The organism is Amycolatopsis sp. NPDC031561 (genome assembly GCF_055580625.1).
Genome location: NZ_JBVILA010000042.1, coordinates 30,137 through 48,880 on the forward strand (window position 1 = coordinate 30,137; position 18,744 = coordinate 48,880).

Sequence of the window (18,744 nt, forward strand, 5' to 3'; positions counted from 1 at the left end):
GACCAAGTCCGGCCGTATGCACGCCGCGACGTGATCGGCAAGGACATGATCGCGGATCTTGTCGTCATGGCACACTTCAACGATCTGAAGAGCTTCTCAATCGACGGCTTTCAAGGCAAGACGACCCTCGCAACCTGGTTTGTGCGGGTCACTGACTCCGGCTACGATCCGCATCGCCCTGTCCCGATGCCCACTGACTTCGTGCTTCGAACCTTGAACTATGGCCTCGTGGCGAGCCGCATGGGTAAGGAGCACCTGTACAAGCACTTGCTCAAATGCAACTGGTCGACCCACAGTAGAGAGGCTGACCATCAGTTCACCGGTACCGTCGAGGCACTCCCGACACGATCAGAGGACGGTCGTATTGTCTCCGGCCAGCATACGATCGTTCTTCTCTCGCGCGACGCAAGTGGTCTGAGGAAGGGCGACCGAGTTCGTTACAGCGTGGGGCGCGACGCTCGGGACCACATGAAGGTCGCGCACTCCGTTTCGAAGGTGGCTCGGTGAGGTGAAACGTCCACACGTCAGCCAAGCCTCCTCCCGAAGTTCGAGATCCGGCCCGCCGCGTCGCGGCAGTAAGCCCAAACGTTCCCAACCACATGTGAGCCAAGCGCAAGCGCGCCCGCAGGCAACGTCAACTCGGCGAGGAAAGTCGTCGTCCGCTGGTCGCGCGAGGAACGCCCCGCGCAACCAGTCACGGTCAAGAAAGAGTGGCTCTCCCGTGGTGCAGGTTCTTTACCACGTCGTCTTGTTCTTGCCTAATCGGATTGACAGGACTATTCGGCGCAATCATCCGAAAGCATCGAGCAAGGTGATTATGACCACGGTCGCCATCGTCCAAGCCTGTGTTATTACGGTGGTTGGCGGTCTGGTCCTCGCCGGCTTGAATCACTGGCTCGGCTGGAAGTGATTTCCGGGCAGCGATCGGCACTTCGTTCCCTACCCCAGTACAAAACGCCAGGCCACCTCGCGGTATGGGTGGCCTGGCGTTTTGTGTCTCGCTCAGCTACGCGGCGCCAGCCGCACCACCCCGCGCTACCAAATACATCCAGCCCCGGAAGTCCGGCGAGCTGGTGTAGACGGTCGGTGCTTCACCGGGGTACTGCGCTGCTCCTCGGCTGCCTGTGCCGACGAGCTTCGGCACCCCGTTGACCAGCTCGACGGCCGGGCTACCGGAGTCACCCGCACCGGGTCCATCGGTGCCGTGCGGGTTGCTCGTGCAGATCTCTCCAGCCGACTGCCGGGCGTCGGCGCACTTGACCGGCGGGAGTACCCGCGTACTGAGCTGCTGAAGCCTCGTGGGAAGCGGGCCGCTGCCGTCCGGCTGGTCGGCACCCCAGCCGTAGAGCATCACGCGGTCGCCCGGCTTGGCTGTCCGTCCGGCGAGCTGGATGGGCTGGACGTTCACGGCGTGGTCGAGCTGGAGCAGGGCCACGTCGTTCACGGCCTTGTCCGGCGCACCGGCCGCCCACTGCCAACCGGGGTGTACCACGATCTTGACCACCTTGGCTGTCTCACCGCCCTGCGTCCGGTCCTTGGAACCGACGCGGACGGAGAACGCCTTGGCGCTGGTCGGCACCTGTCCGGGCGGATTGCCGGGCATGTCGGTGACGCAGTGGGCGTTGGTCACCACCCAGGAGCGGAACAGCAGCGCCGCACCGCAGGTGTGGTAGTTGGTGCGTCCGTAGGCCGGGGCGTCGTACTGGAGCGAAGCCATCCAATCGGTATTTCCGGTGGCCTCGCTGCCGCCCACGATGTTCGGTTGGACGGCGGCCGCAGCAGGGGTTGCCTCGAACAGGCTGGACAAGCCTGCCAGGGCGACGGCGGACGCTATTACGGTCTTTTTCACGGTGTCCTTTCTTGGTTGGTTTCCTCTATACGGACTCCGCGTATAAAACGGGCACGCGGAGGAACTGGGGTAATATGGCTCGCTATGGCTATGCAGCAGTACATTTGCGTGGACGGTCCAAATCAGGGTCAGACCGGCACTATCTCCGCCCCGGTGGAACAATTTCAGTTTCGGCGTGAAGATGGTTTCTATCGACCGAAGCATCCGGCCACATACCTAGAAAGCGGCCTCGCCGGTCCGGTACTGGAGGTCTATTGGCACCAAGACGAGCGTTAGTTGAGGCGGCGTAGTCCGTCCAAGATGCGTTGCATGAGTTCTACTTCGGGGCGGATGACTGGCTTGCGTGCGCGTGGATACGGTGTCGGCTGGTTGACGTATGGCCGTTGGCGGCGGGGCAGAGGCGGAACGGTCGGCATTGGCTGCGTTGGCTCGTCGTAGTCCGGCGCGACAGCCGGGAAGCTTTCTGTAGGCGCAGCAGCAAAATCTGCTGCTTCCCGTTCCTGCTTGACGCGAGCGATGATTGCCTTCGGCGAGTGTTCGTCATCAGCTACTCCCCGGCGGCTGCGTGGCCGAGTTGCGGCGAGGATCACCGGCCCGGCGACGAGGAAGCTTCCCCCAAGTATGACGACATACCAACCGACAGGATTCACGGCTCTGGTGGTTCGTCCGGCGGTTCTCGTAGTGCGTGACGCCCGAGCGGCGAACCGAGCTTGTCGGCGTAGTAATGCACTGTTTGAGCGAGCTCAGCCAGCAAATAGCCGAGCTCACGCAACTCCGCCCCCGGCAGTTCGCCCGTCTTGAGTTTCTCGGAAACGAAAAGCATGTGTTTGGCGATAGCTTCGATGCTGTCAGGGAGTTTCATCTGGTGCCTGGTCACCGGCCTGCCTTTCCTGCGTGTCGGCGTGGTCGTGTAGCAGGCTGGCCAGTTCGCCGAGCATGGTGGCGTACTGGTGTTGCTTGGCGGGCGTCATCCGGCCGAGGAGCAAGGCGTTGGCGACGCCTTCGGCATGTGCGCTGACCGCCCGCAGCGACTCGACCAGGGCTTTGGTTTCAGGGGTCATGCTGCGGCCCGAGATATGGTCAGTCCGGGCGCGATGGTCACGGCGTGTCCTCGTTCAACTCATCCGCCAGGACCCGCAGTACAGCGCCAGTGTGGCGGACGTCAGCGCAAAGCTTCTTGGCAATCCGAGACGTTCCGGACAGGTGTGTGCGGTCGATAACCAAGCCGTAGGCGCACTCCGGTAGCTGGAGTGCGTCAAGGAAGCCGACCAGCCCTGGCCTTGCGGTGTTAGTGCTGCCGTAGCCGTTGTCCCGGAAGACCACGCCGAGTCGCCATCCGGCCGCGCTGCACCACTCCGTCAGCAAGTCGGCGCAGGCCTCGACATAGTCCACGTCTCGCTTGCTGCAGCGCACGTAGCCATAGGCCGTCACCGGCAGACAGGGCACTGTCGCTTCGCCGGGTTCGGCCTCCAGCCTGGCGGCTAAGTCATGGAGCTGGACGAAGTCACTCATTGCCGTCTCCTTCCGGGATGCTTATCGGCGCCGAGACAGTGGTCTCGGTCTGTTTGGTCATGGATGCCAGCCCCGGTAGGCAGCCGTACGAGCTTCGAGGAAGCCGAGGCCAGCGGCCTGCAGGTGGAAGGCAGCCAGGTCTGCGGCGTCGCGAGCGACGGCGTTGTCGGGAAACGGCAAGCCTCGCTGGAGGACGTCACGGAGTTGGACGAACAGCTCGGCGCGTATCAGAGGCGTCGCAGCTGCCGTCAGGTGCAGGAACACCGCACGCGCACCGGCGACGTCGAGCAGGGCATCATCTTGTGGCGCGGTCCAGGGATGTGCAGTTGCTACCGCCATATCCGTCGCTGCAGCGAGGTAAAAGAGATGCGCGCGTGCGCTTTGCCAGCGGCCGTCGGTTCGTTCGCTGCGGGTGGCCCGCAGCGTGGCGTGCCGCTCAATGTCGGTTGCTAAGCGCTTCAGCACGACAGCACGTTCGGTCGGGGTCTCGCTAGCTGTGAGCATCTGTTCCAACTGCCCGATGCGCCAGGCGAGCCGAGCCAGCTGCAGCTTGGCAATACGAGAAGAGCGCACGGTCAGAAACCCTCGCGGAGCCGGTAGGCCAGACGCGCGGTGTCGCACGGCCATGTCCCCGCGCAGCTTTCGCACAAGCCAGAGGCTGGATGCGGGGCGTGCATGGTCAGGGCAAGCAGTATCAGCGTGTAGAGCTGGGCAGGTTCCGGTATCCGCGGTTCCTGCGGTGGCACGAGCGTGTTGCGGCCGCGCTGCCAACAAAGCGGTACGGCCGATGGCCGTCCATTCACAGCTGCCATCCGGACTGTCACGGTGTTGCTCCGTCCGTATCCGAGAATCTGGAGGGCACCCGCCAGTCGGGACTTACAAGGCCGCACGGCGGTACTCCTGCGGGAAGCCGGGCGACATCGAGAGGCAGAGAAACATCAACCGAGTGGCGGGTGCCGCATATGACCTTCGTCCTCGGATGCCAGAACCGGAACAGAGCCGAAGACGTAGATCAAGACGGCCGCTAACCCGGTGATTTGGACGGAGGCCACCCGGAGCATTACCCGGAGGATTACGTCGCGTCCGGTGATTTTCGAATGCCATCCTGTTACCCTCGGTTGCTGCCTCATCGCGGAAAGGACGTCCGTGCACCCGGAATCGAACGAGCTACTGCGCATGGCGCGGGATGCCGCCGGACTGACACAGGCGCAGCTCGCCGAGCAGGCAAACCAGCAGGTCGCACCCGGTACAGACAAAACCGGTGCGATGGACGCCGACTACATCGGCAAGCTGGAGCGGGGCGTCCACCGCTGGCCGAACAAGGAATACCGCCGAGCGTTGCGCTCCGTGCTCGAGGTCGCATCGGATGCCGCGCTTGGCTTCTTCAGTACACGTCATCGTGCGGTTACCGTGGTAAGTAGCCCTAAACGCACGGACGGAGGTGACGACGTGGAACGCAAAGCCTTTCTACGGGTACTCGCTGGCAGCGTGGCTGGCCTGGCCTTCACTGACCCGGTGGCCGACTTCCTAACCAGCACCGGCGGCCAGACAGCGCTACGCCGCGTCGGCCTCTCCGAGGTCGAACAAGTCCGGCATGCCGCACGGATGTTCGCCAACCAAGACCACTTGTTCGGCGGCGGCATGGCCGCGCGAGCCGCGCTGACACAGCTGTCGGCTTCCGCCCACCTGCTCGACGGCCAGTTCGCGACTGCTGCGGCCCGGCACGCACTGTTTGCTGCGGTGGGCGACCTCGCCGACACCGTGGCAGGCATGTGCTTCGATGCCGGACTCCACGAGGAGGCCGAACGCTGCTTCCGCTTTGCAGTGGGCTGCGCGACTGAGGCGGCTGATTGGTCAATCCGCGCCAAGGCGCTCTCTGGCATGGCTAACCTTGCGGTGCACCAAACCCGGCCGGACGACGCCTTGAGCTATGCCGAAATGGCCCTGGTCCGCTCTGACCGGCTGACGCCCATGGTGCAGGCCATGATGCACAGCCGTCACGCTCGCGCACTCGGAGCCATTGGCCAGGAGCGCGAAGCCGACTGCCTGACTGCTGTGGGGCGAGCCGAAGACGCGTTTGCAGCGAGTTCTGGCGATGAGCCGGAGTGGATTACGTACTACGACCAGTCACGGCTGGAGCGGGACAACGGGCGTGCGCTGCTCGGACTGGCGCTCAACGGCGGTGCGTATGACGAGGCCGAACGACGGCTCCGTAGCTCCATCCAGCGGTTCCCCGCCGGCCACTCCCGGGGGAAGGCGCTCGCCATGGCGAACTTGGCAACGCTGACTATGTCCCGTGACGATCCGCTGCATGGTGCGGAGCTCGGCCGTGACGCTCTGGCGGCTGTTGGTGCCGTCCGCTCCGACCGCGTGTCCGAGGCGTTTCGGCAGCTCCAGACGGCAGCTGTGCCACACCGGAAGCTGGCCGCGGTACGCGAGCTGAACCAGGACATACGGCGGATGGTGCTGAGTTAGGCGCAGAGGTCTGGCTACTTGGTGGCATCGTCTGATCGGCGATCATGTCGGCAAGAATGTCGCCTGCCTGGTCTGCCCAAACGGCTGCACCTGTCCTAGCGCTGATGCTCGATCCGATCTCGATGAAGGTGTAGTTGAAACACCGCCGCTGATCTGAACGACCTGTCGGGCATGCATGCAGCCGACCAGCAGGTGAGCTCGCCAGTTCCCGATTTCGACGCGGCAGTGGCGGCGGTGCTCCAGTTTGTGGGGGTCAGTCCGGTCCTGATCGGCGGCGTGCTTCTCGCGTTCGCGTTGGAGTCCTGGTATTCCAACGGAAAGCGCATTGCCCGTGCAGCTACCGTGGTGGGCGGTGCAGTGACGCGCGGTGGCACTTGGCTCACCACTCAGCGGCCTGTGCGGGTCTCCGTCACCGTCGCCACGACAATTACAGTGGTGATCGCCCAGGTGGTCATGGTCCGGGTTAGCTATGTTGGCGGCAGCATCATGGGGACCTTGTTTGACCCGGTCCGTTGGAAGGCTCTGGACGCTGCGTACGGCGCATCGCCGCTGTTGTTCATCGACCCAGATTTCCTTGCCCAGTTCTTGGCCGTCGACCCGATCTCCGGGGCATTCGTGCTGGTGACGATCATCCTCATGCTGCTTGCGTATCGTAAGGACGCCTCCACCGGGACGCTGTGGTTCGTCGCCACCACCCCGTGGTGTCTATTCCTTTTCGGCAGCGCAGTGCTGACGGCACTAGCTCTCGTGCAGGACTTGTTTTTCCTGCTGGTGGACGACCGGGACAACTGGCAGTTCATAACGGACTTGTTCGATGCGCCATTTCTGTCGATCAACCTGGTGTCCAGCCTCTACTGCGGAACAGCGTTCGTCGCTATCAGGGGCGCTGGCGTTGTACGACGCCTATGGACTGCGGCAACAAAACAACCTACGTGATTTCCTACCCCCCAACCCCCTCACAACAGCATCCTCATCAATCATGGCAAAGTCCGTCGTATCCACCATGACCACTGCTCCATCTACATTGAGCGGCCGCTTGTCCTGGACTATGTAGTCCTCCAGGTTCTGGAGCCCTTCCGCTCCTTCAATGCAGCTCACATGGCGATCATCTCGTTCTGCTCGTTCAGTAAACCTCTGCCGTATGACCTCAGCCTCCGCGTAACAGTAGATTTGGGAATACTGCACGCCGTACGTTTCCTGCCATGCTTGAAACCGAGCATCGTCATACGTCGGGTTGAACGTACCCTCCACAATGAGCGAGTTCCCATGCTTGAGCTGTTCTTCAATGACGTAGTCCATGACTCTGAAACTAGCTGTCCCAGCCTGCATGGAAGCTTCCCGGTCTTTCCACCCGTACACGTCAAGCAGTCGTACCTTTACTTCGTCTCTCACCAAGAGCGGCATACCAAGCCTCTTGGATAGTTCCCTTGCTAGCGTGGTCTTACCTGACGCGGGCAAGCCGAGGACAAGAACGAGCCGCAAGGGACTTGCATTATGAGCTACTTGCATTCGATCTCCAGTGCATCGTTGAACCAACCTTGTGGCGATAGAGGATATATCAAGGGGTTGGCGGAGGTCTTCGCAGTGGGCGAATGGGAGCCTTCGCGAAGGGTATGGCTGACAGGGAGTTTGAGCGGGTAGCTCTTCGAAACAAGAAGCGCCATCCTGATCAGGATGGCGCTTCTGCATATGCACGGCTTCCCGCTTGCCGCGTCAGACGCTCGACGGCCAGAAGATGCCGGAAATAAACCGACCGGGCGAGATCTTAGATCACACTATCGGGCCAGAAAAAGACGTAACAACGATTGGTTCGTGCCCGACAGAATCAAGGGGAGATAGCTGATCTCCCAGGTTTTGGTTACATTAGGCGTATGGAGTGCAGCGATGACAACAGCAGATCGGTTTGACGGGTTCTTAGGGAACATCAAGATCGACAAGCCTCACCTTGAAGACGCCCAGGCCAAGTTCCGAGGCGTCGTCAAGAAGCTGCATAGTCACTACTACGGCACTCCGTATGATGGTTCGACGTCAAAGCTGATTGGCTCCTATGGCAAGGACACTGCCGTCAAGCCGCCCCGCGACGTTGACATTCTATTCTTGATGCCTTACGCACAGTTTGCAAGATATGACTCTTACTCGGGAAATGGTCAATCCCAGCTCTTACAAGATGTCAAGAGGATCTTGCAAGATCGCTACACGACTACTGACGGCATGCGCGGCGATGGCCAGGTAGTTGTAGTGCCATTCACGGGCGGCCACACGGTCGAACTATTGCCTGCGTGGAAGCTTACGTCCGGCAAATACTACGTGCCCAACACCCATGACGGCGGCAACTGGAAGGTTGTCGACCATGTCGCCGAGATTAACAATGTCGACAAGTCAGATAGTGATAGCAGCGGGAACACTCGTGACCTCATCCGGATTATGAAGATATGGCAGGCCGCGTGCAAAGTCCCCATCAAATCGCTGGCACTAGAGTTGCGCGCGGTCAACTTCGTGAACAAATGGGATCACCGCGGAAAGTCCAGCATGTACTACGACTGGATGGTGCGCGACTATTTTGCCGAGCTGATTAAGAACAAGAACAACTATTGTGTCATCCCCGGTATTGACGAACGCTGCCAATACGGCGACGAATGGTTGAGCCGAGCCGAGTCAGCATATAGCCGAGCAGTAAAAGCATGCGAGCGCGAAGCGGAGGACAATCACTACTTCGCCGTGGAAGAGTGGCAGAAGATATTTGGGGCACAGTATGTCTTCTAGGAAGGTGACACCCAATGAAGAAGCCATACGCGAGAGCTTCGGCCGTGTCGTGTACACGCACAAGACCCACGAAAAAGCTCGGGAAATGCAAGCCCGCCGTGCGGTCATGGTCAAGTGGGTGAATATCCTTCTTACGACCGTCACGTCAGCCACCCTGCTAAGTACCGTCATCACCAATCAACGAGCCCTTTTGTATGTGAGCGCTGCACTGTCGGCACTGTCGTTGATGTTTGTGATCTTCCAGCTCAGCTTTGACCCTGGCAAGGAAGCCGAACGGCATCGGTCTACGGCGAAAGAGCTGTGGTACGTACGCGAGAAATACGTCAATCTGCTTGTTGACATGAAGAACGACCCGAAGCGCGAGGATATCACCCATCGCCGCGATGAACTGATTGACGAGCTAAAGTCCATCTACAAACTCGCCCCTGATACAACAGGCCGGGCATACCGTCGCGCACAGAAAGCTCTGCAGCTGGAAGAAGAGATGTCGTTCAGCGATAGTGAGCTAAATGACTTCCTGCCGGAATCGTTACACTCAAAGTCGAAATGATGGGGCGATGACTGAGCCTTCCAAGCAGATAATCGAGGCCGTCCTGGCTTTGCCTATTCCGATCGGCTTGGGGGGCGAAGTTGCCGGTACGGTTACTCCAACAATGATCGGTGGCGTCGATTTCGAAGTAGAGGTGCCCCACATACGGGCGGGCGATAGCAGTCGTCGCCCTGAACTAATTCCTCCACACATTAAGAGCGTAAGGCAGGACATCGATTGGCCTGATTACTTGCGCAACCCTTTTGGCTGGGGTGACGTTACCGCCTGGCATCAAGATGGGAGCATCGAGGGCGTTACGGAGATCACTGTGGCGCATGTCCTCCTGCGCCGAGAGTTCCCGAAAGCGCCTGACAGCAAGGAGTCGGCCGCGAACCTTAAGTCCCTCGGTGAAACACTATTTGGCTCAATCGACCGTTGGATTGCCCTTTTGGCGGACTGGTTTGAAGTCGGATCCGGACGGGTACTTCTAGGTATCCAATCGCCTGCACAGAGGGACGGCACGGAATTACGGGTTTGGGGCAATGATGGAACGTCCAATGTCAGGCTTCCCAACTCGAGAGCAATCTACATAACCGTTGATGTGAGCGGCGGGTTATCTCTGGATATCTGGCAGCAGGCATTGCGTCTTGCGGGGACAGCTGAAGCGCCGCCCACTGAGTACATACTCTTGCGAGATGCTCGCCGAAATATGTGCAATGGTGATTTCCGCCGGTCGATACTTGATGCTGCTACGGGCGCAGAGATGGCCCTTACCAGGCTTCTCGATGCACAGCTTGCAACGTCGGCTCCCGTGGTCTCGGGGCTGGTAAAGGAGCGATGGAAGCAAATCGGCAACCTCGCCCAGGCGCTGGAGAAGTTCGGCGTAGTCCTGCCAAATGGCATAAGTGGTTCTGGGCTTGCCAAGCCTCGAAATCACGCTATCCATAGAGGCACCGTCCCTTCCAAGGACGAGGTCGCCAGCAGCATCACCATCGCTGCGCAAGTCATCGAGATGGCTGTGCCGTTGGCGTCGTTCTTCCGGTAGAGCGCCTGAGGCAGCAGGCGGGACACCGACTCGGAGGCCCGACTACTGGTCCACCTGCTTCTACTTGCGGTCCTTTAACCGCCCGCCGTGTGCGCGCAGTAACCGGCCAACTGTGCTGACACCTAGCCCGTACTCCTCAGCAAGCTGTTGCCGGGTCGCACTGCCACTCGTGTACTTGCTGACGAGTTCGTCGACCTTCGCTTGGTTCATCCGCTCCTTGACGGCGTGTCGCGTACGGCTACATGCGGACGGTTGCTGGCGGCTGGTATGCAAGCCGGTGGCGCGATAGCTCGCCTGCCGAACGGCAGTCTCGACCATCTCGCAGGTCACTTGGAGCTGAATCAGCACGTGAGGGCGGTTCGAGTAGGCCCGAAGTAGCTCCACAGTGACGAAACACCGCCCACCTGGCAGATTAGCCGAGGTAGGGCGGTTTTTTCGTTCTGCCTCACGAGCTGGACTGATCGTCCATAGAGGACAGTCAGTGGGCGGCTGCTCGCAGTGCTGCGGCGGCGCGGGACCGGACCAACTCGTCCTCGTCCTAGAGCGCGTTGGTCAGCGTCCAGATATAGGCGGGGTCGGCTCGTCGGCCTCGGTCCACTACCGGATGAAGGTGGACTTGCCACACGCGTTCGGGCAGACGATGACCGTGAACGACTCGTCAGGGATCGCCACGGACAGCTCGTGGGAGATGACGCGCTTGTCGTAGCCCACGCGGAGACGTGAGCCGGTCAGGGTGCTCACAGTCGTCTCCTGGCTTCGATGAACAGCAGCCAGCCGAGGTAGCCACCACCGAGCACGACGGTGATGACCCCCACCGGCAGCGGGGTGGGCGCGACGTGCTGGGCGAGGTAGTCCGCCGACAGGCACAGCAGCGCGCCCACGACGGCGGCGGGTGCGAGGGTGATCCCCGCGGTGCGGGCGAGCCGGCGGGCGATCTGCGGCGCGACCAGGGAAATGAACGCGATCGGCCCCGACGCGGCCGTGACCGTCGCCGTCAGCGCCACGCCCACCACGACCAGGCCGAGGCGTACCGGAGTGACCCGCACCCCAAGGGAGGCGGCCGCGTCGTCACCCAGCTCCATCTGTCGCATCGGACGGCTCGCCATCCCCGCCAGCAGCAGGAGCACGAGAACACACGCGCCGCCGATGGTCACCTGGTTCCAGGACACGCCGTTGAGCGACCCGGTGCCCCAGGCCGCCGCGGCCATCGCCTGTTTCAGGTCGGCTTTGAGGATCAGCCAGGTGTTCAGCGAAGCCAGTAAGGTCGAGACGCCGATGCCGATGATGATCAGCCGGAAGCCCTGCACTCCGCGTCGAAAGGCGAACAGGTACACGGCGACGGCGGTGGTCATGCCGCCCAGCAGCGCCCCGCCGACCAGCTGCAAGTACGTGCCGTTGGCGACCAGGATCACCACCAGCGCACCCGTGTAGGAGCCCTCGGAGAAGCCGATGACGGCGGGGTCCGCGAGCGGGTTGCGCAACATCGACTGGAAGATCGCCCCGCTCACCCCCAGCGCGGCGCCGAACACCAGCGCGGCGGTCACCCGCGGAAGCCGCCACCCGACCACGATGTCGTGCACCAGTCCGGTCTGCCCGCCGGCCAGCGCGGAGACCACCTGCCCGGGGCTGAGCAGGTACGAGCCGGTCATCAGCGCGAGCACCGCGGTGCAGGCGATCAAGAGCGCGAGAACCAGGCAGACGACGACCGAACGTCGGTCGAGCCGCACGGCGACCCGCCACCACCGCACGGTCAGCACCCGTCGCCCGAAGTCCACCCGCTCCCCGGGCGCCGGGCGGGCGCGGGCCGACCGTGACGACACGCCTGTGCTCACAGTCCGCTCGCCTTCTTCCGGCGCGCCAGCACGATGAGGACGGGGGCGCCGACGAAGGCGGTGACGACCCCGACCGGGATCTCGCCGGGCCGGATCACGAGCCGGCCGAGGATGTCGGAGGTCAGCAGCAGGACGGGGCCCAGCACCGCGCTGTAGGCGAAGATCCAGCGCTGGTGCGGGCCGACGATCCAGCGGGCCACGTGCGGCACCATGAGCCCGACGAAGGCGATCGGTCCGGCGATGGCCGTCGCACCCCCGGCGAGCAGGGTGATCGCGACGATCGCGAGGACGCGGGTGCGCGCCAGGGCGACGCCCTGGGCGACCGCCATCTCGTCACCCAGAGCCATGGCGTTGAGCGAACCCGACACCGCGACGGCCAGGACGAGCGCCACCGCGAAGAACGGCAGGACCGGCCACACCACGTCGAGCGAGCGGCCCGCCGTCGAACCGGCGTTCCAGCTCCGCATCGCGTCGAACGCGGCCGGGTTGGTCTGCTGGAGCGCCTCCCTGGCACCCCCGAGCACCGCGCCGACGCAGACCCCGGCGAGCACCATGACCACCGGCGACGAGCCCTGCCGCGTCGACCCGATGGCGAGCACCATGAGCGTGACGATCAGCGCTCCCGCGAACGCGAACCACAGGTAGCCGTGGACGTCGCTGACGCCGAGCACACCCACGGCGACCGTCACCGCGAAGGACGCGCCGGCGTGGACGCCGAGAATGCCCGGATCGGCCAGGGGGTTGCGGGTGAGCGCCAGGATCAACGCGCCCGACAGGCCGAGCGCGACGCCGACGACCAGACCCACGATCGTGCGCGGCAGCCGGTAGTCGCGGATCGCGAACTGGTCGATGCCTGCCGAAGAGTGGACCAGCGCGTCCCACACCACGGACGGCGCGATCGACGTCGAGCCGATCATGACGCTCAGCACCAGCAGGACGACCAGCGCCACCAGCGCGACGACCAGCCCGAGCACACGGCGGAACGGTCCGGGCACCGCCACGGTGCCCGGACCGTTCCGCCGCAGGGTCAGGGCTGTCACCCCGTGGCCGGGAGGGTCGCCAGTGCGCGGTCGAGCGACTCCAGGTACCGGATGACGGATCCGTAGGAGTTGTTGCCGGGGCAGAAGACCCCGAGCGCGTGACCGGAGCTCACCTCGGGCAGTGCCTTCCAGGTGTTGGTCTCGACCACCGGCTTGAAGGGCTCCGTCGGCCGGCCCGCGGCGTCGACGGGGTAGGTGATCACGTCGTACTTCGACAGCTCACCGATCTGCTCGAACGGCAAGGCCGTCCAGGCCAGGGGGTCGGCGCCGTCGGCGGCCTTGGGGAACTTCATGCCGACCTCGTCCCTGGCGATCTCGGAGCAACCGATGTCGGCGATGGCGAACGTCCCGGGATCGGACGACGAGTAGCGGATGACGTCGACGAACGAGGTGCGGTCGATGATCGCGCGGTACTTCGCCTGGACCGCGGCGCGGCGCTGCTCGAACGCCGCCTTCTGCTCGCTCAGCGCACCGGTGATGTTGCCTGCCTGCGCGACTCCGTCGGCGAGGGCCTTCCACTCGGTGTCGAGGCCGAAGAACACGGTCGGGGCGATCACCGTCAGCTGCGCCTTGATCGACTCGAACTCGGGCTCGGGTATCTGGACCAGGATGAGGTCCGGCTTCAGACCGGCGAGCTTCTCCATGTCGACCTGGTCGGCGCTGGGCGCGAGAATCGTGGCCGACTTGTACCTCGACTGCTCGTCCGCGGGCAACAGCGCGATGTCGGAGTCCGACTCCGCCGTGACGCCGACCGGTTTCCCGCCGAGGTCGATGAACGGCAGGGTCGTGTTGCCGATCGTGGCGACGCGCTGGGGCGCGACCGGGACCTTGACCGCGCCATTGCCCGCCTGCACGGTGCGGGTGTCGGCGGCCGTGCCTGCGGGCTCCTTGGTGCCGGCTCCGCCGCACGCGGTGAGGACGAGCGCCATGCTCAACAGGGCGGCGGCCAGGGCGGCGCCGCGTCGTCGTAGAAGCGTCATGTCTTCTCTTCTTCGTTTCAGGGGAAAGGTCAGTGCGTGTCGTGGTGGGTTTCGGCGCGCGTCAGTTCGTGGACCGTGGTGCCCCAGCCGACGGTGTGCGTCACGCTCCGTTCGAGCCCTGCCCGGGCGATGACGGCGTCGAGCTCGTCGGCGGTGCGGAGCCCCGAGCCGTGCACGGTGAGGGCGAGCAGATCGGCTTCACCGTCGTGTTCGTCGAGGTCTTCGGTGTCGAAGAGGTCTTCGACCAGCAGGACCCGGCCGCCGGGGAGGAGGTTCTCGGCCGCCCGGCGCAGGGCATGGGCGGCATCGGCGTCGGCCAGGTTCTTGAACGCGCGGATGACGAACACGGCGTCGGCGGCGGGGCCGGGTTCGAAGACGGACTGTTCGACCACGTCGAGCCGGGCGCGCTGCCGCTCGTCGGGGATGGTGTCGGGCAGGTCGCGGCGCAGCCAGTCGGCTTGCGCGGGCAACGCGCAGATCGTGATCCGCAGGCCGGGGTGGGCGGCGACGAACTCGGCGGCCTGGGCGCCCGCACCGCCGGAGTGGAGCACCAGGTGCCGGACACCGGAAAGGATGTCGGAGGCGGCGATCGGCTCGGCCAGCGTGGCCTGGAACTTCGCCAGTCGTTCCAGGTAGCGGTCCTCGTAGTCCTGTTCGGCCCGTACCTCGGCATAGGTCTGCCCGGTGACCGAGGCATAGACAGGCCGGCCGGTGCGGATCGACTCGGTGAGCCCGCGGATGCCGAGCATCTCGCGCCCCGCCACCCCGGCGGGGTGCAGGAAGTCGGCCATGAAGTCGACGGTCAGGACCTCGCCCACCGACGTCAGGTCGTAGTGGCCTGGTTCGGTCTCGGTCAGGATGTCCAGGGTGTGCAGGTAGCGCAACAACTTGCCCAGCGCCCGCTCGTCGGCGCCCGCCTTGCCCGCCAGGTCCGCCGTGGCGGTCACGCCGCGGGAGATCAGCTCGGGCAGGTCCAGTTCGACGGCGGTGCGGATCGCCATCGGTGCGATCAGCTCGGTCAGCTCGTGGAGCTTCTCGAGCGGGGTCCTCGTCTTCGCGGGATCGGGCACCGCCCCGTCGGTCTCCAGCGCGACGACCTCGCCGCGACGCCAGTACCCGCTGAACTCGATGTCCTGTTTGGACACTCCCCTGTCCTCGACCAGATGACGCCGGATGTCGCGCACCGCCGCCTGTTCCCCGGCGAGCCAGGTGAACGGCCTGCCGTCCCACCAGGCGCAGTTCCTGATCGCGTCGACCAGGAGGCGGGTCGTACCGGCCTCGGCGCCGTCGCGCACGAGCCAGGTCACCTCGACGCCGGGCAGTTCACGCAGCTCCTGGCGGTGTTCGTCCTCGGCGACCTCGATGAACACCTGTGCCCTCGTGCCCTCGGGCAGTTCGTCGAGCAGGCGGGCGATCGCGGGGATCGTCGAGTCGTCCCCGGCGACCAGCAGCCAGTCCGCGTCCCGCGGGAGCGCCCGAGACGAGCTCGGGCCGAAGAAGTGGACGCGATCGCCGACCTGGGCGCGGTACGCCCAGGTGGTGCCGACGCCGATACCGTGCTTGAGGACGTCGATGTCCAGCTCGCCCGTCTCGGGCGCCCAGCGGCGGACGGTGTAGAGCCTCGTCAACGGCCGCGGATCTCTCGGCAGGTCCAGGCCCTTCTCCTGCTGCACCGGCAGCACCGGCCGGTCCTGGCCGGGGTAGGGGAACACCAACCGGATGTCGTCGTCGAAACCGGTCGAGTCGAACGCCGGCCGGGCGAAGCCGTTCGCCGAGGTGAACTCGCCCAGCTGCGCACCGGTCACGGTGATCCGCCGCATCCCCGGCGTCAGGTCCCGCACGCGGGTGACCTCGACCTCCCGCAGGGTCAAGGGGCGCACGGTGATCCGGCGTGAGGTCTTCGGCATGCGGGGAACAGCCCTTCCGAACGGGACGAAGGTGACGAGGCCGCCCTCCACCATCGACAGGGGGCGGCGCTAATGTTAGGCAATCCTTACTCCTCGCGGTGTGCGTGGATCGCCACATAGTTAGGACGCCATGGGCGTGGATGTCCGGCCGCCGTCCATCCCTCGGGTGCGGTCCAGCGGCTCATGGGACCAGCCCGAGCATCTCTTGCTCTGGGTCCGTACGGGCTCGGCGTGCCTCCGGATGGAGGACAGCCCGGAGTGCCGGCTCGCCGGTGGCGAGGGTGTCTGGATTCCGGCGAACCCCGGCAACCGGTGGACGCTCGTCACCGAGCCGGGCACGGTCGCCTTCCCGCTGTTGACGCATCCGAGTCTCGCCGCCGAGACCCATTCCGAGAACACTGCCGAGCCGAGACGGTTCGTGGTTCCCGACGGCTGGCAGGACTGGCTGATCCAGCATTTCAACCTCATGGTCACGCCGCTGACCGGCCACGGATACTCCCAGGACGCGCTCGTCGATCTTCTTCGCGGCTCTGGACGTCGACCGCCGCCGCGAAGCGAAGACACCCGGCCGGACGGGGTCGATCCGCCGCCGATGCCGAGGGCCGGTGGGGCCCGGGAAGTGGCCGACGAGCTGCTGCGGAATCCCGCGCTCGATTTCACCGTCGACGAGTGGGCGGCACGGGTGCTGTCCAGCCCGCGGACCCTGCTCCGCGACTTCCGCGCCGACACCGGGCTGACCTTCGAGCAGTGGCGGCTGCGCTGCCGGTTGAGCGCGGCCGTCGAGTTCCTGGCCGCCGGGCTCGGCGTCGACCAGGTGGCCGCGCGGGTGGGCTTCGCCAGCCGCAGCGGGTTCACCCGCGCGTTCAGGCAGCAGTTCGGGTCGACTCCGCACGAGTTCAGCCGGACGCTCTCCGCGCACCCTGCCGCCGGTGAACACTCCCGGCGCACGGCTGCCGTGCGTCAGGCCGAGGACCTCGTGACGATGATGCGGGGAGGCAGGGTCGCGCCGGACGCACCCGGGTTGCTTCCCGCGACTCGCACGATCCCGCACGCCAACGACTCCCATGTGCTCTGCTGGGCGTACCGCGGCAGCGGATACCTGGGCGTCGGCGAACGTCGTTACGAGTGGGGCCGGGGCGTCGCGACCTGGATCCCGGCGGGCGTGGAGCATGTCACGGGCGTGCATCAGGACTCGATCTCGCTGCCGATCGGGGACGCCGATGCCGGTGACCTGCGGCTGACCGAGCCGTTGCAGGTCCAGTTCTCGCCCGACTGGGACGACTACCTGCTGTTCTGCTCCATCATCGCGCGCACCCCGATGCGGCCGGACGGCTATGACCCCGGCCATGTCCTCGACCTGTTCGCCGACCAGGTCGCCGCGCAGCGAGCGCTGTCGCTGCCGATGCCGACCGACCCCCTGGCACGGGGAGCCGCCATCGACTACCTGCGCCGCATCGGTACTTCCGGCGGGTCAGGACCCGACGTGCCCGCCGCCGTCCACCGGACCTTCCGCGAACAGACCGGGATGAGCTTCTCCCGGTGGCGCTACGCCGCCCGCATGCGCATCGCCCGGGACATGCTCGCCGGCTTCGCCAAACCCAGCGCCGTCGCCCGCCGCCTCGGGTACGCCCACCTCCCGACCTTCAGCTCCGCCTTCACCCGCTTCCACGGCCTTTCACCGCGCGATTACCAGCAGCGCGAGACCAGGAGGCCCTGACCTACGGGACCCGACGTAAGGAGTCATGGCTTGAAGGACATACTGGACGAACTGGCCGCTGCCCGCCGGACCATGGGTGCGGCCACCCTGCCCGCCGGCGACGCTTACACGATGGAGTTGCGACGTCGCTACGACGCGTCGGTCGACGAGGTTTGGCACGCCATCACCGACCCTGAGCGCCTGGGCCGCTGGCTGAAGCCGGTCACCGGAGACCTGCGACTCGGCGGGTCGTTCGAGCTGGACGGCGGCGAGCACGGCGAGATCCTCCATTGCGACCCGCCGCGGCGGCTACGGGTGTCCTGGCTCTTCGGGCCGGGCGCCGACGAATGGCCGGGCACGAGCGAGGTCGAGGTACGCCTGTCCGCGGGCCCTGCCGGGGATACCGAGCTCGAACTGGTCCACGCGGCGGCCGTGGGGGAGCCCATGTTCCCGACCTACGGCCCCGGTGCCGGCGGTGTGGGCTGGGACCTGCATCTCCTTACGCTGTCCCGGTTTCTGGCCGACGGCGAGACGCTCGATCACGAGGAGTTCCAGACCTCGCCCGCGGGACGCGAGTTCGCCAGACGCAGTGCTGCAGCATGGGGCGAAGCCCACCTGGCCGCGGGTGGCGATCCGGATCACGTGGCGGCCGCGGTCGAGGCCACCACCGCGTTCTACGTCCCCGGAGGGGAAGGGTAAACGTGTCGTGTTCGGGCGGGGTAGGCGTTCGCGTGTGATCGGGCGGCGATCACGCGAGTCACGCCTTCGCTCACCTCGGATTCAGCCAACAACGCCACCTTTGACTTACCCCTCAACAACCAATGCCACGTAGCCAAGTTGATCTTGGGCGGATCTTGATCGTCACTCGTGACGATTGCCGCAGGTCCCACGCTTGATTGCCCTGGCCGACGGTGGCCCAGCAGGCTTCAGGCGTCCACTGTGGACACTTGCCACCGACCTGATGTCTGATTTGTGACTGGATGGGCGATTCCATCAAGGGGTCGTGGGGGGGGAAGAGAGGGGGGGAGGGCCTTTTTTCTTCCCGCACCCCGCAAAAAAACACACCCAGACCCCCAACTGGGAACCCACCAAACAAAAGGGGCCCCTTTTTAAACT

General features: G+C 64.7%; 19 protein-coding genes. 8 read left to right on the forward strand and 11 right to left on the reverse strand.

Annotated features, from left to right (window positions below; all coding sequences use genetic code 11):
• Positions 1-30 precede the first annotated feature (30 nt).
• Positions 31-507 carry a hypothetical protein gene (locus tag ACZ5IK_RS43090; RefSeq protein ID WP_465493011.1) on the forward strand — a complete coding sequence of 159 codons (477 nt, stop codon included), beginning with the start codon at positions 31-33 and terminating at the stop codon, positions 505-507.
• 499 nt (positions 508-1,006) lie between these two features.
• Here the strand turns inward: ACZ5IK_RS43090 and ACZ5IK_RS43095 are convergent, their stop codons facing one another.
• From ACZ5IK_RS43095 to ACZ5IK_RS43115, 5 genes are all read right to left on the reverse strand, one after another.
• The gene (locus ACZ5IK_RS43095) at positions 1,007-1,849 is read right to left on the reverse strand and encodes a S1 family peptidase (protein WP_465493012.1); all 843 of its coding nucleotides are present in this window, start codon (positions 1,847-1,849) and stop codon (positions 1,007-1,009) included.
• Positions 1,850-2,495: 646 nt separating this feature from the next.
• On the reverse strand, positions 2,496-2,711 hold the full coding sequence (locus tag ACZ5IK_RS43100) for a hypothetical protein (RefSeq protein ID WP_465493013.1): 216 nt from the start codon (positions 2,709-2,711) through the stop codon (positions 2,496-2,498).
• The gene (locus ACZ5IK_RS43105; protein ID WP_465493014.1) at positions 2,698-2,910 is read right to left on the reverse strand and encodes a hypothetical protein; all 213 of its coding nucleotides are present in this window, start codon (positions 2,908-2,910) and stop codon (positions 2,698-2,700) included. Before ACZ5IK_RS43105 ends, ACZ5IK_RS43100 begins: the two co-directional genes overlap by 14 nt.
• A 37-nt stretch (positions 2,911-2,947) precedes the next feature.
• Positions 2,948-3,361, reverse strand: coding sequence for a recombinase family protein (locus ACZ5IK_RS43110; RefSeq protein ID WP_465493015.1), 414 nt, complete (start codon positions 3,359-3,361; stop codon positions 2,948-2,950).
• A gap of 57 nt (positions 3,362-3,418) precedes the next feature.
• Positions 3,419-3,934, reverse strand: a complete 516-nt coding sequence (locus tag ACZ5IK_RS43115) for a hypothetical protein (protein WP_465493016.1) — start codon at positions 3,932-3,934, stop codon at positions 3,419-3,421.
• 573 nt (positions 3,935-4,507) lie between these two features.
• On the opposite strand from ACZ5IK_RS43115, the gene ACZ5IK_RS43120 reads away from it, so the two are divergent.
• Both ACZ5IK_RS43120 and ACZ5IK_RS43125 read left to right on the forward strand, forming a co-directional pair.
• Positions 4,508-5,836 carry a helix-turn-helix domain-containing protein gene (locus ACZ5IK_RS43120; protein WP_465493017.1) on the forward strand — a complete coding sequence of 443 codons (1,329 nt, stop codon included), beginning with the start codon at positions 4,508-4,510 and terminating at the stop codon, positions 5,834-5,836.
• Between the two features lie 171 nt (positions 5,837-6,007).
• On the forward strand, positions 6,008-6,772 hold the full coding sequence (locus tag ACZ5IK_RS43125; protein ID WP_465493018.1) for a hypothetical protein: 765 nt from the start codon (positions 6,008-6,010) through the stop codon (positions 6,770-6,772).
• On the opposite strand, the gene ACZ5IK_RS43130 is transcribed toward ACZ5IK_RS43125, so the two are convergent.
• Positions 6,740-7,525: a P-loop nucleotide/nucleoside kinase family protein gene (locus ACZ5IK_RS43130; RefSeq protein ID WP_465493036.1), complete on the reverse strand. Its 786-nt coding sequence runs from the start codon at positions 7,523-7,525 to the stop codon at positions 6,740-6,742. The genes ACZ5IK_RS43125 and ACZ5IK_RS43130 overlap by 33 nt on opposite strands.
• Positions 7,526-7,720: 195 nt before the next feature.
• Here ACZ5IK_RS43130 and ACZ5IK_RS43135 point away from each other — a divergent pair, with 195 nt between their 5' ends.
• Genes ACZ5IK_RS43135 through ACZ5IK_RS43145 form a run of 3 tightly spaced genes read left to right on the forward strand, consistent with a single transcriptional unit; the run spans position 7,721 to position 10,173 of the window.
• Positions 7,721-8,599, forward strand: coding sequence for an SMODS domain-containing nucleotidyltransferase (locus tag ACZ5IK_RS43135; protein WP_465493019.1), 879 nt, complete (start codon positions 7,721-7,723; stop codon positions 8,597-8,599).
• A gap of 4 nt (positions 8,600-8,603) precedes the next feature.
• Positions 8,604-9,149 carry an SLATT domain-containing protein gene (locus ACZ5IK_RS43140; RefSeq protein ID WP_465493020.1) on the forward strand — a complete coding sequence of 182 codons (546 nt, stop codon included), beginning with the start codon at positions 8,604-8,606 and terminating at the stop codon, positions 9,147-9,149.
• A 7-nt stretch (positions 9,150-9,156) separates the two neighbouring features.
• Entirely contained in the window at positions 9,157-10,173 is a 1,017-nt protein-coding gene (locus tag ACZ5IK_RS43145) for a hypothetical protein (protein WP_465493021.1), read from the forward strand.
• Positions 10,174-10,770: 597 nt separating this feature from the next.
• Here the strand turns inward: ACZ5IK_RS43145 and ACZ5IK_RS43150 are convergent.
• From ACZ5IK_RS43150 to ACZ5IK_RS43170, 5 genes are read right to left on the reverse strand one after another with little or no spacing between them, the layout of a single operon-like run.
• Entirely contained in the window at positions 10,771-10,914 is a 144-nt protein-coding gene (locus ACZ5IK_RS43150; protein WP_465493022.1) for a hypothetical protein, read from the reverse strand.
• Complete coding sequence (locus ACZ5IK_RS43155) at positions 10,911-12,005, reverse strand: FecCD family ABC transporter permease (protein ID WP_465493023.1); 1,095 nt, start codon at positions 12,003-12,005, stop codon at positions 10,911-10,913. The genes ACZ5IK_RS43150 and ACZ5IK_RS43155 overlap by 4 nt, the downstream gene beginning before the upstream one ends.
• Positions 12,002-13,045 carry a FecCD family ABC transporter permease gene (locus ACZ5IK_RS43160; RefSeq protein WP_465493024.1) on the reverse strand — a complete coding sequence of 348 codons (1,044 nt, stop codon included), beginning with the start codon at positions 13,043-13,045 and terminating at the stop codon, positions 12,002-12,004. The genes ACZ5IK_RS43155 and ACZ5IK_RS43160 overlap by 4 nt, the downstream gene beginning before the upstream one ends.
• On the reverse strand, positions 13,042-14,025 hold the full coding sequence (locus ACZ5IK_RS43165) for an ABC transporter substrate-binding protein (protein ID WP_465493025.1): 984 nt from the start codon (positions 14,023-14,025) through the stop codon (positions 13,042-13,044). The genes ACZ5IK_RS43160 and ACZ5IK_RS43165 overlap by 4 nt, the downstream gene beginning before the upstream one ends.
• Positions 14,026-14,054: 29 nt before the next feature.
• On the reverse strand, positions 14,055-15,932 hold the full coding sequence (locus tag ACZ5IK_RS43170) for an SIP domain-containing protein (RefSeq protein ID WP_465493026.1): 1,878 nt from the start codon (positions 15,930-15,932) through the stop codon (positions 14,055-14,057).
• A gap of 130 nt (positions 15,933-16,062) precedes the next feature.
• Between ACZ5IK_RS43170 and ACZ5IK_RS43175 the strand changes: the two genes are divergently transcribed.
• Together ACZ5IK_RS43175 and ACZ5IK_RS43180 are read left to right on the forward strand one after the other, a co-directional pair.
• Complete coding sequence (locus tag ACZ5IK_RS43175) at positions 16,063-17,649, forward strand: helix-turn-helix domain-containing protein (protein ID WP_465493027.1); 1,587 nt, start codon at positions 16,063-16,065, stop codon at positions 17,647-17,649.
• Between the two features lie 30 nt (positions 17,650-17,679).
• Complete coding sequence (locus ACZ5IK_RS43180) at positions 17,680-18,327, forward strand: SRPBCC domain-containing protein (RefSeq protein WP_465493028.1); 648 nt, start codon at positions 17,680-17,682, stop codon at positions 18,325-18,327.
• Positions 18,328-18,744 lie beyond the last annotated feature (417 nt).